Consider the following 16,148-nt stretch of genomic DNA (forward strand, 5'->3'; position numbering starts at 1 on the left):
ACAAGTTATAATTTATATCTTAAAAAATATTATTCAATTTTTAATCAATATATACTAGCAGTCTCAACCTGTAATTGGGAGTCCGTTTAGGGAAATATCAGTGATTTTATTAAAAAGAACTTTACAATTTTTGATCATTTGTGCATTACTTGCACTAATTACATTGCTTAGCCTTTATTACTACGTTAAATCCGATATTCCAAGCGTACAGGTTTTAAAAAACGTTCAATTACAAACGCCTATGCAAGTATTTACCAAAGATGGACTCTTAATCAACCAATTTGGTGAAAAAAGACGTATCCCTGTAACTATAGACCAAATTCCTGAGCCTTTATTACAAGCTTTTTTAGCAACAGAAGATAACCGTTTTTATGACCATATCGGTATCGATCCAATTGGTATTGTACGCTCAGCACTGGTACTTATTTCTACCGGTGAAAAAAAGCAAGGTGCTAGTACAATCACGATGCAGTTGGCTCGTAACTTCTTTTTAACGCGAGAAAAAGCCTACATTCGTAAGGTAAAAGAAATATTTATTGCCATCCATATCGAAAATTTACTTTCAAAAGATGAAATTTTTGAACTTTATCTGAATAAAATAGAGCTAGGAAACCGAGCCTTTGGTATTGGTGCAGCTGCTCAGGTTTATTATGGTAAAGAGCTAAAAGAGCTTACTCTTGCGCAAATGGCAATGATTGCCGGTTTACCCAAAGCGCCTTCAGCACTTAACCCTATTCGTAATCCAAAGCGAGCCAAGGCCAGAAGAAATGTAGTGTTAGGGCGAATGCTAGATGAAAAATATATTTCTAGAGCGCAGTATAACGAAGCTACGAGCCAGCCAATTACCGCCTATTTCCATGGGGCTGAAATTGACTTATATGCGCCATATATTTCAGAAATGGTACGTGCTGAAATGGTGTCGCGCTACGGTATAGATAAAGCCTATAACTCTGGATTTAAAGTGTATACTTCTGTTGAGTCAAATATTCAACAGGCGGCACAAACGGCTTTGGTTAACAATTTACATGCCTATGATATGCGCCATGGATTTAGAGGTCCTGAAGCCATTTTATGGGATCCACAAACAGAGCCCACACCTTCTGATTCTAAGTTATTAAACATTTTAAAAGAGGCCAATGAACTAGGCCCTCTAAAAGCCGCTGCAGTTTTAAATGTATCCGACAAAAGCGCGGAAGTAATACTTAAAAGCGGCGAACGTACAACATTGACCTGGGATAATCTAAAGTGGGCACGTAAGTTTATCACCCGTTACCGCCAAAGCTTTGCTCCTGAAACAGCAAGCGATATATTAACGCCTGGCATGCAAATATGGCTGCGTAAAAATGATGACAACAGCTATATTTTGAGTCAAATCCCTGAAGCTGCAAGTGCCATTGTGTCTTTAGACCCACAAGACGGGCGTATAAAAGCCATTGTAGGCGGTTACAGCTTTGAACAAAGCCAATATAACCGTGCAGTGCAAGCTAAACGCCAAGTTGGCTCTAATATTAAGCCATTTATATACTCTGCTGCACTTGAAAAAGGCTACACCTTAGCGTCAATTTTAAATGATGCTCCTATAAATCAATGGGATAAAAGCCAAGGTGTCGCATGGCGACCTAAAAATAGCCCTGCCATTTATAATGGCCCTATTCGCATTCGCCGTGCTTTAGCACAATCAAAAAATGTGATTTCGGTACGTTTATTACGTGGTGTTGGCTTGCAACGTACAGCCGATCATTTACTTAAATTTGGCTTTGCAAATGAAGATATAAATCGCAGTGAATCACTGGCTTTAGGTAGCGCATCTATCACTCCAATAGAGCTAGCTCGTGGTATGAGTACTTTTGCCAATGGCGGCCACTTAATCGAACCTTACTTTATTTCAGAAATTCAAGATGCCATGGGCAACACCTTATTTAAAACTAACCCGACTGTAATTTGTGATGATGAAGCGACAACACCTAGCTCGCTAATGCTAGGTGAGCAAGTAGCACCAAATTGTGCGCCGCAGATCATCTCTAAACAAAATGCATTTTTAATTGCCAGCGCAATGAATAGTGCTATTTGGGGTGGCGGTAGCTGGTCACATAAAACCGGTTGGAGTGGAACAGGCTGGCGTGCACAAGCGCTAAAACGTCGCGATCTTTCTGGTAAAACAGGCACCACGAATGATTCTGTAGATACTTGGTTTAGTGGCTTTAACCGCGATGTGATGACATCAGTTTGGGTTGGCTTTGATAACCCAGGTAATACACTGGGACGCTCAACCTATAACAATAACTTAGGAAGTGGGCAAATATCAGGCGCAGAATCAGGTGCTAAAACAGCTCAGCCTGCATGGGTGGATTTTATGAGAGTCGCACTGGATGGTAAACCTGCGGCACCTATCGAACCGCCTGAAGGGTTGGTTTCTATTCGTATTGACTTAGAAACGGGGCTGTTAAGTCATAAAAACGATTACACCAGCCGTTTTGAATACTTTGAAAAAGGCACCGCTCCCACCAAGTATGTGTTATCACAACCAAATGATATATTTGAAGAAAACACTAAAACTGAAGAAGAGCTATTTTAAATATAGCGAACATTAAAAAGGCCGCTAATTTGCGGCCTTTTTGATGGTCTAACTAATATTTTGTACCAACCAGTATAAGTCAGAGTGCACGCCCGCTGCGGTCACTTCTTTACCCGCACCAGGGCCTTGTATCACTAATGCGTTTTGGTTATACCACTGAGTATTAATCACAAAAATATTATCGCCAGGTGTTAAATTAGCAACCGCTTCGCTTTTTGGTACATAGGCAATTCCTACCTTAGCGTTTAGCTTGCTGTTTTTAAACTCTAGCAATCCGGTATAACACAGTGCAGCATTTTGTTGCAAAGCCGCTTCGAAGTGCTGCTTGATAAACGTATCTAAACTAGCCTTGTTATCAACAAAGTCATTCCAACTGCCCGCACTTAGCTCATCGGGCATCAATGCCGATAAAGAAATGTCACCAAGTTCCAATTCAATACCTAATTCACGCGCCAAAATAAGCAACTTGCGTTGCATATCTCGGCCAGATAAATCTTCTCGCGGATCAGGTTCGGTGAACCCCAAAGCTTGTGCTTCAAGCACTAAATCTGAAAATGCCTTGCTGCCATCATACATACTGCATAACCATGACAGCGTGCCAGAAAACACGCCTTCTATACGCGTTATTTTATCGCCACTGTTTTGCAAATCGGCCAGTGCAAAGTTAATCGGTAATCCGGCTCCCACACTGGCATTATAACGCCAATGTAAGCCGCGCTGTGCCAAATCTTCACGTAATGCTTGATACCAGCTCAGCGGAGCTGTGCCTGCGTATTTATTAGCACTAATTAAGTGACAATTTAATTCCACAAATTTGCTATAAAGCTGGCTAAAATATTCACTGGCGGTAATATCAATCACTACCTTATGTTCATACTCAAGCGTATCAATGTATGACAACAAATCAGCTTGCTGATAGGGGCTTGCATGGTTTTCCCATTGCTGTTGCCAGCTCTCACAATCTAACCCATTGGCATTAACCAGCATCTGCTCTGAGCGCAGTAATGCTACTAACTTAACGTTAAAACCTGATGATAAACGGGCTAGTTGTGCTGGTAGTTGGCGCATAAATTCGGTACCCACATTACCAAGCCCTGCAATAATTAAAGCTATTTCTTGCGCTTTATTGATCAATTTATCATGCAGTAAGCTCAGCACATCACTCTCAAGTACCTGATCGGTTAATAATAACGTATAACCGTCACCAAAATGAGTAAACCTAGGATGGATTGATTGCGCTTGAAGTACAGCTGCACTTTGCTCACTGAGCATCGCTATATCTTGCTCTGATGCAATAATTGCAACCCCATTTAAGTTAGACTCACTAATGTTGGCGCGGCCAGCAAAATAATTAACCACCTGATATGTCGCCGACGCAGGGACTACCAAGTAAATTTCGCCCGCATGTTCAAAGTGATGCAAACTATGCTGAATAAGCTGACTAACATGCGCTACCTCGCCTTCACTCAAGTCATCAACAGTGAGCAAATCCACATTGTTAATCGTGGTTAAAAAGCGCTTTTGTTTACTCATTCCTAATTTAACTATTTCGGTATGGCTGCCTTGAAGATCGTAACTACTGCGAACAATTAACTCTATATCGGTCCCTTTTAATGGCGATAATGTCTTAGCATGTAGTACGGGGTTACCTAGTCTAGCCAATAAATTAGCTTGTTCGCGGCACACCCGCGCATACTTAATCGCATTAGCGACCTTACGCGGATCAGTACTAAAAACACCTTGAGTGTCAGTCCAAATAGACACTTTTTTAGCATTGCAATATCGTGCTAATAAAGTAGCACTGTAATCACTACCATTTCGCCCTAAGGTCACGGTTTCATGTTGTAAATTAGCCGCAATAAACCCTGTAACGACATTAATTTTGCTTGTATCTATGGCTTTTAAGCACTGCTGCTGATTATTAGCATGCTGTAGCTGCCCTGCGTCTAATATGAATAACTGCCTAGCGTCCAGAGCGCAAGCACTAACGTTAAGTTGCCCTAAGTAAGCGCTTAATAGCCTTGCAGACCATAATTCGCCATGAGCTAATAGCCACGCTTCAGTTAATATGTTTTGCTTAGCCTGTTGAGTAATAATGCTTAGCTCAGTGGCAAGTATATTGAGTGCTTCATGCTTAGCATTGGCTATAAGCAATTGTTCAATTAGCGAAGATTGATGATTACTTATTAATAAAATAATGTCAGCAATCGCTTGGGTATCTTGCTGTTGAAAGCTTTGCCACAATTTAACCAAGGTATCGGTGGTTTTACCGGCAGCAGATACCACCACACAATCCCCGGCTTGAGCATGAGTTAAAATAATATTTGCGACACTTTTAAAGCGATCCGCTGAGCTTAAACTCGAACCACCAAATTTATGAACCTGATTTACCATGTTAATACCAACTCGACTTCATGTTTTATATTTTCAAAATTGGTAGGCACTACCATAACGCCGGATGCGCCGCGTTTAGTTTCGCTGAGCCAAATGACTCACTGGCACCATTTTTTGCAGCTAAAGCATTATCTGCTTGCCCGGGGCGAACCAAATTAAATACCCTGTCTAAATCAGCAAGTAAGTCTTTTGCATCTTCAATACCCACCGAAATACGAATAAGCGTATCACCTACCCCAGCTTCTGCACGGGCAGTCGCCTCCATGCCTGCATGGGTCATGGTTGCGGGGTGACAAATCAAACTTTCAACTCCGCCTAATGATTCCGCTAAGCTAAATTCATTTAAGCGCGTTAAAAACGCTGCAGCATCGTTTATATCGCCTTTGATATCAAAACTAACCATTGCACCAAAGCCAAACTGCTGCGCCTTAGCAAGCGCATGTTGTGGATGAGATTCAAGACCTGGATAGTAAACCTGAGCAACAAACGGGGAGTTTTCTAGATACTGTGCAATAGCGAGTGCGTTTTCTTGGTGTTGCCTCAAACGCACGTTCAACGTGCGCAAACCTCTGAGAGTTAAATAGCTATCAAATGGCGCTCCAGTAATACCAATATTATTTGCCCACCATGCCAGTTCTTCACCAAGCTCAGCGGTTGCTGCAATAACCGCCCCCCCAACAACATCTGAATGACCATTGATATATTTAGTAGTAGAGTGAACCACAATATCAGCACCTAATTTAATCGGATTTTGCAAAGCCGGCGATAAAAATGTGTTATCGGCAGCAACCAGTGCACCGCACTGCTTAGCAATATCGGTAACTGCTTTAATATCAGTTAATCGTAAAATTGGATTACTCGGTGTTTCAATCCAGATCAGCTTAGGTTTAATAGCAAGAATTTGCGATAAGCTTTCGCTTTTAGTGAAATCGACCACTTCTAGCTTTAATAAGCCGCGTTTTTCCAGTGAAGTAAATAAACGATAACTGCCCCCATAACAATCGTGAGGGATCACTAATGTATCGTCACTATTTAATAATTGGGTTGTTAAGTGAACAGCCGCCATGCCCGTTGCGGTAATTATGCCTTTAGCCCCGCCTTCAAGTTCAGTGAGCGCCTCAGCCAAAATGTCACGATTAGGATTACCACTGCGGCCATAATCATATTGGCGCTTGGTATCAAAGTTAGCAAATGAGTAAGTGGTTGATAAATAAAGCGGTGGAACAACCGCACCATGCTGTTTATCGGCTTCTATTCCAGTACGAACAGCAATTGTTGCCTTATTTTTTTCACTCATTTTCGTCACCTTTACTATTTTGGATGTTTAGACGTCTAAAAGGTAGCGCATGCAGTTTAAGATGTCAAAACATTTAAATGTCTAGATAGCTAAATAACTAGTATTTGACTATCTTTTTTAAACCGATAGAATTTCACGCATATTTACACGCTTTGATGCTGTGTGAGCAATTTATAATCTGAGGCAACGATACATCTTATGGCTAAATGGAATGGTGAATATATTCACCCATACGCAGAACACGGGAAAAAATCCGAACAAGTAAAAAAGATCACCGTTTCGATCCCGCTAAATGTATTAAAAGTATTAACCGACGAGCGTACCCGTCGTCAAATAAACAACTTACGCCATGCAACAAATAGTGAGCTTTTATGCGAAGCATTCTTGCATGCGTTTACAGGGCAACCGCTACCTAATGATGATGATCTACGTAAAGACAACGCAGAAAAAGTACCTGAAGAGGTGAAGAAAATAATGCAAGAAATGGGACTAGAAGTGCCTATTTTAAATGAAGACTAAATTTCTTTATCTGTGTTATAAAAAAACCTCAGCAAATGCTGAGGTTTTTTTGCGTTAATTTACACTTAAAATTACGCCATGTAATTTTCTGGCATATCAATTTGTGCCACACCCGAATCAACTGCAGCTTGAGCAACGGCTTTGGCGATACGAGGTAGTAAGCGCGGATCCATAGGTTTTGGTATAATATATTTAGCACCAAACTCTAATTTATCGATACCTGCAGCAGTCAATACTTCAGCCGGAACTGGCTCTTTAGCAATACTGCGAATTGCCTCTACAGCAGCTATTTTCATTTCATCGTTTATTTCACTTGCGCGTACATCTAGTGCGCCGCGGAAAATAAATGGAAAACAAAGTACGTTGTTAACTTGGTTCGGATAATCAGAGCGGCCAGTCGCCATAATAAGATCGTTGCGTGCAGCATGTGCTAATTGCGGATCAATTTCAGGATCGGGGTTTGAACATGCAAATACAACTGGGCGGTCAGCCATTAACTTCAAATCATCGGCGGCTAATAAATTAGGGCCTGATACACCAACAAACACATCGGCATCTTCAATTACGTCCTGTAAAGTACGTTTATCAGTGTTGTTTGCAAATAATTGCTTATATTCATTTAAGTCATCACGACGTGTATGAATAACACCTTTACGGTCTAACATATAAATATGTTCACGCAGTGCGCCACACTTAATTAAAAGCTCCATACAGGCAACAGCTGCAGCGCCGGCACCTAAACACACGATAATCGCATCTTCAATTGCTTTACCTTGTACTTCTAGCGCATTTAGCATACCCGCAGCCGTTACAATTGCCGTACCATGTTGATCATCATGAAACACAGGAATGCTGCAACGTTCTATAAGTGCTTTTTCTATCTCAAAACATTCTGGCGCTTTAATATCTTCTAGGTTGATACCACCAAACGTATCTGCAATATTCGCAACCGTGTTGATAAAGTCTTCGGTTGTGCGGTGCTTAACTTCTATATCAATTGAATCTAGGCCTGCAAAACGTTTAAATAATAATGCTTTGCCTTCCATTACTGGTTTTGAGGCCAGAGGGCCTAAATTACCTAAGCCTAAAATTGCGGTGCCGTTAGTAATAACCGCAACCATATTTCCTTTACCAGTATACTTATAGGCATTTGCTGGATCAGCGGCAATTTCACGAACAGGTTCTGCAACACCTGGGCTATATGCGAGCGCGAGGTCTTTAACCGTCTCAGCGGGCTTGGTCAGCTCAATACTGATTTTACCTGGAACGGGATGGGCATGGTAATGTAGTGCTTGTTCACGAAAATCTGACATAACGCGATTATATCCTGCAATTTAAGTTAAAGTGAGAGGTAGTTTTATTCTACGATACCTTTATTATTTTTAAATTCCAAGCAATATCAGGTCTATCCTGTTATATGCTAGAACTCTTAATTTTAAGTGATTTATCAGCAACTTCCCTAGATTATCCTGACATTTTTAAAATATAAATTCGTCATAAAAATGAAAATTACAGGTCGTTTTTACCCTTATTCAATATTTATGAAATACTCTTTTCAGTCTTAAATTAAAATAGTGAAATACCGAACTTTGTTTAACTTTAAATACAAATAACTTCACGTTAACTACATTTAAGTACCATATTTAAAGTGTAACAAATAAAAATATAGGTAATATTGGCAATTTTGTCTGCAAATGTTTATGCATATTCGGAATAAGAACAGGAAATAGTTATGCAAAAATAATAAATACAAAACTGTTATAAAAATGGAGGGATAAGTGAATTTTAGGCACAAAAAAAGCACCCTAAGGTGCTTTTTTTACATAGAAACAAAAAATTATTTTTTGCTGCTAAGTGCACCGAAGCGCTTGTTGAAGCGATCAACACGGCCGCCAGTGTCTAAAATCTTTTGCTTACCAGTGTAAAACGGGTGACACGCAGAACATACGTCTAAGTGAATGTCTTTACACAAAGTAGAACGAGTTTCGAATTTGTTTCCGCATGAACAAGTTGCAGAAATTACTTCGTACTTAGGGTGAATACCTTCTTTCATAGGAACCTCTAGTTAAGGCCGCATCGCTCTCCAAACCCGAAGTCTGGCACCATACGTCGTTAAAACAAATTTATTGGTCGCGAATTTTATCCAACAACCCGCACGCACACAAGCTTTAATTATTCTTTTTACTAAAAAGTCTGCAAACACCTATTGATTACTGATTTGTCGGTAGGCTTTTAATACTATTTTTAGTACATTAGGCTATTAGGTTTCTTAGTTGAGTTGTTATGTGTTTTGTTGAAGTTGCAATAAAAGTCCCCTTACCTCGCACCTTTGATTATAAAGTGGATGAGCAATTAACACCGCTGACTCAATTGCAGCCTGGCATGCGCGTACTCGTCCCTTTTGGCAATCAACGAAAAGTAGCGGTTATCCTTAGTTTAAAAACCGATACAGAAGTTCCTGAAGGCAAAATCAAATCTATTATTGAAGTAATTGATAATTCGCCGGTGTTATCTGCGCAACATTTGGAGCTGCTGAAGTTTACTGCGCGTTATTATTGTTATCCACTAGGTGAAACTATTCATATTGCACTCCCCAATGCGCTGCGCCAAGGTGAATGCCCTGATAAAACCAGTATAAATATGCTGACGTTAACTGATAAAGGGGCGCTTTTACCATCTTTAAAAGCTAAAACACAGCTTAACTTGCTTAAGCAATTATCTGCATCGGGTAAGTCATCATTAACGGAACTAAAAGCACTCGGGTTTAATAAAAAGACTATTGATAGCCTGTTGGCAAAAGAGTTGATAGTGCAAACCATTGAACATGACAATCAATGGCAACATGCCTCTCCTACTGTGGGCACTAAGCCTCGCTTAAATAAAGAACAAGCGATTGCTTGCACAGCGATTAATCAAAGCACCGGTTTCAATAGCTTTTTACTTGAAGGTGTCACTGGTAGCGGTAAAACAGAAGTTTACCTACAGTGTCTTGAAGAGGTGTTAAAGCGTGGAGAGCAAGCGTTAGTACTTGTTCCTGAGATAGGTCTAACACCGCAAACAGTGAATCGTTTTAGGCGCCGCTTCCCTGACACGCCAATTATGCTATGGCATTCAGCGCTCACCGATAACGAGCGCCTGCAAACATGGCGGTTTTGTGAAAAAGGCAGTTGTGCCATCGTTATAGGTACTCGTTCGAGTATTTTTCTGCCCTTTTTAAAACTCGGGATGATTGTGGTTGATGAAGAACATGATGCTTCATTTAAACAACAAGATACTTTACGCTATCATGCACGCGATTTAGCAGCGTATCGTGCTTATCAGCATAACATTCCGCTTATTTTAGGCAGTGCGACTCCCGCATTAGAAACACTGCACAAAGCAATTAATAACAAATACCAGTTACTCACATTAAGTGAGCGAGCACAAACTGCCACCGATAATCAATTTAAGCTTCTCGACATGAAAGGTCAGCCTGATCAAGCAGGTATTGCCCATGCGAGCCTAGCGATAATGCGCCAGCACCTGAATAAAGGTAAGCAGGTAATGGTATTTTTAAACCGCCGTGGTTTTTCGCCTACTTTAATATGTCATGAGTGTGGTTGGTTAAGTGAATGTAATCGCTGCAGCACGAGTGCAACCTTTCATAAAGCCATCGGTCAGATGATTTGCCATCACTGTGGTGACCAATATCAAGTACCGCATCAATGCCCTGATTGTGGTAGCACGCAGATATTTCCTAACGGTAAAGGCACTGAACAAATAGAAGAATTTTTGAGTACTGAATTTAAAGACATCCCAATTAGCCGAATAGACCGCGACTCTACGAGGCGCAAAGGCAGCCTTGAAAAAGCATTGGATGAAATAAACCAAGGTGGCGCACGCATTTTAGTCGGTACGCAAATGCTGGCCAAAGGCCACCACTTTGCGGATGTAAGCTTAGTACTCATTTTAGATGTAGATAGTGGTTTATATTCGTGTGACTTTAGGGCAACAGAACACCTTGCTCAATTAGTGACTCAGGTTGCAGGCAGAGCTGGACGTTCTGGTGAGCCCGGTGAAGTATTATTACAAACACACTTCCCTGAGCACCCATTATTACAAGATTTAGTTAATAACGGCTATCAAGATTTTGCCCGCTTTGCGCTCACTGAACGAAGTGACGCGCAGTTACCACCCATCACCAGTATGGCAATAGTTCGTGCACAGGGACATAACATTAAGCAAGTCGTCGACTTTCTAACGGATTTGGTTCCTGTCAATGGGGTATCTGGTATACAATTGCTTGGACCTATCCCTGCGCCTTTAGAAAAGATTGCGGGGATGTATCGTTTTCAATTACATATTCAAGCGCAAGATCGACGCATTTTACATCCGTATCTTGCACAAATGGTTGATTATCTCAGCACCAGTAAACTAGCTCAAAAAGTTCGCTGGAGTTTAGACGTAGACCCTACAGACATGATTTAGGTAAGGCCACACATAACACCATGGCACAGCACGATTATATTAATAAAAAACCAAAGAATAAAAAAAACACCAAACAAGAACCGGCTAAAAAACCTTTTCCGCTGTTATTAACTTTCATTGCACTAGTACTTGTGGGTGGTTTCGCATATGGACTCTGGTTTGTTAAAAATAATGCCGATCCTGATCTTGTTGAAAAACAGGCAAACCCAACAGCCGAAAAACAAGTAGAAATAGCTAAACCGCGGCCACCTAAATTTATTAAAGAAATTAAAGAGCATGAAATTCAAGTTGAAGTGAAAGAGCTTGAACAAAAAGGCCCGTATGTTATGCAATGTGGTTCATTTAAAACGCATCAACAAGCTGAAACCTTAAAGGCTAAAATAGCCTTTGCAGGGCTAATTTCAGAGATCAAAAAAACCACAGGTACTAATGGTATTTGGTATAAGGTGCGTTTAGGGCCTTATGAAACCAAGCGCCAAGCAGAAAGTGATAAGAACAAACTAAAACGAATTAATATCGTTGGCTGCGGAATTTGGGGCTGGACTTGAATTTAAACCATTCACCCATATAACCTCTTCATAATCGTTTTTTACGCGCTGCCCCCTTGCAGCGCGATGATGAGGAATAACATGACTACAATCGTAAGTGTACGCCGTGATGACAAAGTTGTTATTGGTGGTGACGGCCAAGTCTCCCTTGGTAATACTGTAATGAAGGGCAATGCCCGAAAAGTTCGACGTCTTTATAATGGCAAAGTAATTGCTGGTTTTGCTGGCGGTACTGCTGATGCCTTCACCCTTTTCGAACGTTTTGAAAGCAAATTAGAAATGCACCAAGGCAATCTAACTAAAGCGGCCGTAGAAATGGCTAAAGATTGGCGTAGCGATCGTGCCTTACGTAAACTTGAAGCCCTGCTAGCTGTTGCTGATGAAACTGCCTCATTGATCATCACTGGTAATGGTGACGTCGTACAACCTGAAAACGACCTGATCGCAATTGGCAGCGGCGGAAACTTTGCGCAATCTGCTGCAACCGCCTTATTAGAAAATACCGACTTAAGTGCTCGTGAAATTGTAGAGAAAAGCCTAACAATTGCTGGCAACATCTGTGTATTTACGAATAACTTCCAAACTATCGAAGAATTGTAATAGGAACTCGCCATGTCTGATATGACCCCAAGAGAAATTGTTCATGAGCTAGACCAACATATTATTGGTCAAGCAAAAGCAAAAAAAGCGGTTGCTATTGCCCTTCGTAATCGCTGGCGCCGTATGCAGTTAAACGAAGACTTACGCACAGAAGTAACGCCAAAGAATATTTTAATGATTGGCCCAACTGGTGTAGGTAAAACAGAAATTGCGCGTCGTTTAGCAAAACTTGCTAATGCCCCTTTTATCAAAGTTGAAGCCACTAAATTTACAGAAGTGGGTTATGTAGGTAAAGAAGTTGAAACTATCATCCGTGATTTAGTTGATGTTTCAATTAAAATGACTCGTGAGCAACAAACTAAAAAGTTTAAACACCGTGCAGAAGAAGCTGCAGAAGAGCGTATTTTAGATGTATTACTGCCTCCAGTGAAAGATCAATACGGTGAAGTTCAGCGCGATGATAACTCATCAACACGCCAATCGTTTCGTAAAAAATTACGTGAAGGCCAGTTAGATGACAAAGAAATTGATATTGACTTAGCGCAAGCCCAGCCGAATGTTGAAATTATGGCTCCTCCTGGCATGGAAGAAATGACCAACCAGCTACAGGGTATGTTTCAAAATATGGGTGGTGATAAACGCACTAAACGTAAGCTTAAAATTAAAGAAGCGTTTAAATTACTTACCGAAGAAGAAGCCGGTAAGTTAGTCAACCCTGAAGAATTGAAAGAGCAAGCAATTTTTGCGGTAGAGCAAAATGGCATTGTGTTTATTGATGAAATAGACAAAATCTGTAAGCGTGGTGAAGCCTCAGGCCCAGATGTAAGCCGTGAAGGTGTACAACGTGATTTATTACCGCTTATTGAAGGCTCTACGGTTAATACTAAGCATGGCATGGTTAAAACTGACCACATGCTATTTATTGCCTCAGGTGCATTCCAAATGTCTAAGCCATCAGACATGATTCCTGAACTACAAGGCCGTTTACCTATTCGTGTTGAACTTGAAGCACTAACAGCCGATGACTTTAAGCGCATTTTAACTGAGCCACACGCATCACTTACTGAACAACAACGCGAGCTACTTAAAACAGAACAAGTTGCTATTGAGTTTAGCGACGATGCAATTGAGCGTATTGCTAAAGCCGCGTGGCAGGTTAATGAGAAAACTGAAAACATCGGTGCTCGCCGTCTGCATACTGTTATGGAAAGATTAATGGAAGAAATTTCATATGATGCTTCAGAAAAAGCAGGTTCAAGTTTAGTTATTGACGCTGCCTATGTTGAAAAGCACCTAGGTGCGCTTGTTGAAGATGAAGACTTAAGCCGCTTTATTCTTTAACAGCCGTTTAATGTATACTAAAAGCCTCCAGCATGGAGGCTTTTTTGTAAGTGAGATGACGATGAAACAAGTAACTAAAGTGCACTATCACAGTGTAAGTAAAAATTTAGATGTGTTCTTTGATGATCATTCAGAGACAATCTTCAGCACTGAGTTTTTACGGGTTCACTCTCCCTCAGCCGAGGTGCAAGGCCATGGCTCTGAGCCTATGAAATTAGTACTTAATAAACAAGCTGTGGCTATTAAAAACATTACACCCGTAGGGCATTACGCATTACGTTTAGAGTTTGACGATGGTCATAATAGCGGGCTATTTAGCTGGCAATATTTTGCTAAGCTGCAGGCTGAGAAGGCGAGCTTGTGGGACACATATTTAGAACGTGTTAAGCAGCATGAAGATAACAAAGACAGCGTACCAATAAAATTTGTACCTTAGCGCCAGTGGGAATGCTTCTGCTTAGTTAGTAAGAAAAAAGCAGCAATTAAGCCACTTTTTTCTATGGAAAGTTATACTTTATATTTTGAGATTGCTTGATGAAGCACCCTTGATTGCTCAGATACTTCTTCACTGGTTTGCGCATTAGTTTGTGAGTGAGCAGCAGCTCCTTCAGCAATATCTCGAATACGGACTACATTTTTATTAACCTCTGATGCTACCTGACTCTGTTCATCAATAGCAGTGGCTATATGTGTACTCATTTCCATAATCGTTTGCACATCAACAGTGATTGCTCCTAGCAATTCACCCGCTTTTGTTGCTTGTGTTGCACTCTCACCACCCTGAGTACGACACTGATGCATAATACTCACTACCTCTTGGGTACGCTGTTGTAAGGTGTTAATAATACCTTCAATTTCGCTAGTTGACTCTTGCGTGCGTTGTGCAAGTGAGCGCACCTCATCTGCAACAACCGCAAAACCACGACCTTGCTCACCCGCTCTTGCTGCTTCAATAGCCGCATTTAGAGCCAGTAAATTAGTTTGTTCTGCAATGGCACGAATTACATCAAGTACAGAGCCAATGGTTTCACCATCTTTTTCTAGCTGTGACACCACGCTAGAGGCCTTACCAAGCGAATCAGACAAAGCATTAATATGTTTAATGGTTGACTCTACTTCAACTTGACCTTGTTGAGCGCTTACATTGGTTGATTCAGCTTTTTTAGCCGCAGCTTCTGTATTATGTGAAATATCTTGAATCGTTGCTTGCATTTCTGTGGCTGCCGTTGCCACCATGTCCGCTTCATGCAATTGCTCTTGCATGCCAGAACTAGTTGCTGAGGTTGTTTCAGATAAGTTACCTGTTGCTATATTAAGCGTTGTCAGAGCAGTATTTACTTCATAGATAAGATCTTTAAAGTCGCTAATCAAGCTATTAAAATCTATGGTCATCCTAGTGACTTCATCTTCTCCTTTGTGCTCTATGAATAAGCTTAAATCATTGTTTCGTCTTATCTTGTCAATAGTTTGATAAACTTTCTCAATAGGCTGAATTATTGAGCGGCTAGTTAAATACACAAGGACCATAACAATAATACTGGCAACTATAAATATGGCTATTGCTAATAATTGCGCCTGCTGAGCTGTCTCACTCACTTGCTTTTTAGTGGCCGTAGTAATGGCAGTAACCACATCATCACTTTTCTTAACACTAACTCTCATTTTCCCAAGAGCACCCGAATCTAAATCAACCCCTAAGGCGACTTGTGCATCGACTAGTGCGGTAAATTTGCCTTGGTAATTAGTCATTAATGAGGTTAATTGATTGCGTATATTACTAGGTATTTCTGCGGTATTTATTTGTTGTTTTAACTCATCACCCAATTTATTAAATCGGTCTAAATATTTGGTATCTAAACGTAACATAAAGTCTTTTTCAGCACGGCGTAGCTGCAGCATAGTAGTAAGTAATTTATAATTATTTTGCTGGTTCAGCAGTGTTTCAATGTTGTGTACTGACTCACGCAATTCGCCATAGAGTGCATCTTTAGGGTGTAAACCTATCTTTCGCTGTAAATTAACAACAACTTGAAAGTCATCATAATACTGCTTTGCAAGCGCCTCAAATTGGTTAACCTGAGCAATGGCAATATCTAAATCGTTTGATAAAACAGATAGTTTCCCCAGTTTTAGCTGAAGCTGTTTATATTCATTGGTGAATAAATCTAAGCTATTTTCATCTTTATAAAATAAAAAATCTTTTTCATATTTACGCATCGAAAGCTCATGCACATCAAGCTCTTCGGCGTATTGAATTGTTTCATTTAATTTAAGCATTACACGTGCTTCATAAATGATAATGCATAGCATGACAATCATTGCTAAGCCAACAACTAGGGCATTTAGTTGCAAACGGCGTTTTATCGTCAGATTTTGTAAAAAATTCATTGTAAATACCTATATTAAA

At 40.5% G+C, this 16,148-nt stretch carries 12 protein-coding genes; 7 read left to right on the forward strand and 5 right to left on the reverse strand.

Annotation, left to right across the window (positions count from 1 at the left end):
* Nucleotides 1-100 precede the first annotated feature (100 nt).
* The gene (locus tag CWB78_RS04895; protein ID WP_138594453.1) at nt 101-2,575 is read left to right on the forward strand and encodes a penicillin-binding protein 1A; all 2,475 of its coding nucleotides are present in this window, start codon (nt 101-103) and stop codon (nt 2,573-2,575) included.
* Between the two features lie 48 nt (nt 2,576-2,623).
* Here CWB78_RS04895 and metL read toward each other — a convergent pair whose 3' ends face one another.
* Nucleotides 2,624-4,969: a bifunctional aspartate kinase/homoserine dehydrogenase II gene (metL, locus tag CWB78_RS04900; protein ID WP_138594455.1), complete on the reverse strand. Its 2,346-nt coding sequence runs from the start codon at nt 4,967-4,969 to the stop codon at nt 2,624-2,626.
* 49 nt (nt 4,970-5,018) lie between these two features.
* On the reverse strand, nt 5,019-6,266 hold the full coding sequence (gene metB, locus CWB78_RS04905) for a cystathionine gamma-synthase (RefSeq protein ID WP_138594457.1): 1,248 nt from the start codon (nt 6,264-6,266) through the stop codon (nt 5,019-5,021).
* A 198-nt stretch (nt 6,267-6,464) separates the two neighbouring features.
* Between metB and metJ the strand changes: the two genes are divergently transcribed.
* The gene (gene metJ, locus CWB78_RS04910) at nt 6,465-6,785 is read left to right on the forward strand and encodes a met regulon transcriptional regulator MetJ (protein WP_008115021.1); all 321 of its coding nucleotides are present in this window, start codon (nt 6,465-6,467) and stop codon (nt 6,783-6,785) included.
* Nucleotides 6,786-6,856: 71 nt separating this feature from the next.
* Here the strand turns inward: metJ and CWB78_RS04915 are convergent, their stop codons facing one another.
* Nucleotides 6,857-8,098, reverse strand: a complete 1,242-nt coding sequence (locus tag CWB78_RS04915) for a malic enzyme-like NAD(P)-binding protein (RefSeq protein WP_008465773.1) — start codon at nt 8,096-8,098, stop codon at nt 6,857-6,859.
* A gap of 524 nt (nt 8,099-8,622) precedes the next feature.
* The gene (rpmE, locus tag CWB78_RS04920; protein ID WP_008115018.1) at nt 8,623-8,838 is read right to left on the reverse strand and encodes a 50S ribosomal protein L31; all 216 of its coding nucleotides are present in this window, start codon (nt 8,836-8,838) and stop codon (nt 8,623-8,625) included.
* A 230-nt stretch (nt 8,839-9,068) separates the two neighbouring features.
* Between rpmE and priA the strand changes: the two genes are divergently transcribed.
* From priA to CWB78_RS04945, 5 genes are all read left to right on the forward strand, one after another.
* Nucleotides 9,069-11,252, forward strand: a complete 2,184-nt coding sequence (priA, locus tag CWB78_RS04925; RefSeq protein WP_055012265.1) for a primosomal protein N' — start codon at nt 9,069-9,071, stop codon at nt 11,250-11,252.
* Between the two features lie 20 nt (nt 11,253-11,272).
* Entirely contained in the window at nt 11,273-11,800 is a 528-nt protein-coding gene (locus CWB78_RS04930) for an SPOR domain-containing protein (protein ID WP_138594459.1), read from the forward strand.
* A gap of 81 nt (nt 11,801-11,881) precedes the next feature.
* Nucleotides 11,882-12,400 (forward strand): ATP-dependent protease subunit HslV, encoded by a 519-nt coding sequence (gene hslV / locus CWB78_RS04935; RefSeq protein ID WP_008115012.1) that lies wholly within the window; start codon nt 11,882-11,884, stop codon nt 12,398-12,400.
* Between the two features lie 12 nt (nt 12,401-12,412).
* Nucleotides 12,413-13,741: an ATP-dependent protease ATPase subunit HslU gene (hslU, locus tag CWB78_RS04940; protein WP_054202550.1), complete on the forward strand. Its 1,329-nt coding sequence runs from the start codon at nt 12,413-12,415 to the stop codon at nt 13,739-13,741.
* Between the two features lie 61 nt (nt 13,742-13,802).
* Nucleotides 13,803-14,177 carry a gamma-butyrobetaine hydroxylase family protein gene (locus CWB78_RS04945; protein ID WP_138594461.1) on the forward strand — a complete coding sequence of 125 codons (375 nt, stop codon included), beginning with the start codon at nt 13,803-13,805 and terminating at the stop codon, nt 14,175-14,177.
* 71 nt (nt 14,178-14,248) lie between these two features.
* Here CWB78_RS04945 and CWB78_RS04950 read toward each other — a convergent pair whose 3' ends face one another.
* Complete coding sequence (locus tag CWB78_RS04950; protein WP_054202552.1) at nt 14,249-16,129, reverse strand: methyl-accepting chemotaxis protein; 1,881 nt, start codon at nt 16,127-16,129, stop codon at nt 14,249-14,251.
* Nucleotides 16,130-16,148: the final 19 nt, after the last annotated feature.

Origin of the sequence: Pseudoalteromonas sp. S1612 (assembly GCF_005887175.1) — a bacterium.
GTDB lineage: Bacteria > Pseudomonadota > Gammaproteobacteria > Enterobacterales > Alteromonadaceae > Pseudoalteromonas > Pseudoalteromonas undina.

Coding starts and splice junctions, on each gene's coding strand:
- CWB78_RS04930 (WP_138594459.1), top strand. CDS start 11,273: ATGGCACAGCACGATTATATTAATAAAAAACCAAAGAATAAAAAAAAC.
- rpmE (WP_008115018.1), bottom strand. CDS start 8,838: ATGAAAGAAGGTATTCACCCTAAGTACGAAGTAATTTCTGCAACTTGT.
- priA (WP_055012265.1), top strand. CDS start 9,069: ATGTGTTTTGTTGAAGTTGCAATAAAAGTCCCCTTACCTCGCACCTTT.
- metJ (WP_008115021.1), top strand. CDS start 6,465: ATGGCTAAATGGAATGGTGAATATATTCACCCATACGCAGAACACGGG.
- hslU (WP_054202550.1), top strand. CDS start 12,413: ATGTCTGATATGACCCCAAGAGAAATTGTTCATGAGCTAGACCAACAT.
- CWB78_RS04915 (WP_008465773.1), bottom strand. CDS start 8,098: ATGTCAGATTTTCGTGAACAAGCACTACATTACCATGCCCATCCCGTT.
- metL (WP_138594455.1), bottom strand. CDS start 4,969: ATGGTAAATCAGGTTCATAAATTTGGTGGTTCGAGTTTAAGCTCAGCG.
- CWB78_RS04945 (WP_138594461.1), top strand. CDS start 13,803: ATGAAACAAGTAACTAAAGTGCACTATCACAGTGTAAGTAAAAATTTA.
- metB (WP_138594457.1), bottom strand. CDS start 6,266: ATGAGTGAAAAAAATAAGGCAACAATTGCTGTTCGTACTGGAATAGAA.
- hslV (WP_008115012.1), top strand. CDS start 11,882: ATGACTACAATCGTAAGTGTACGCCGTGATGACAAAGTTGTTATTGGT.
- CWB78_RS04950 (WP_054202552.1), bottom strand. CDS start 16,129: ATGAATTTTTTACAAAATCTGACGATAAAACGCCGTTTGCAACTAAAT.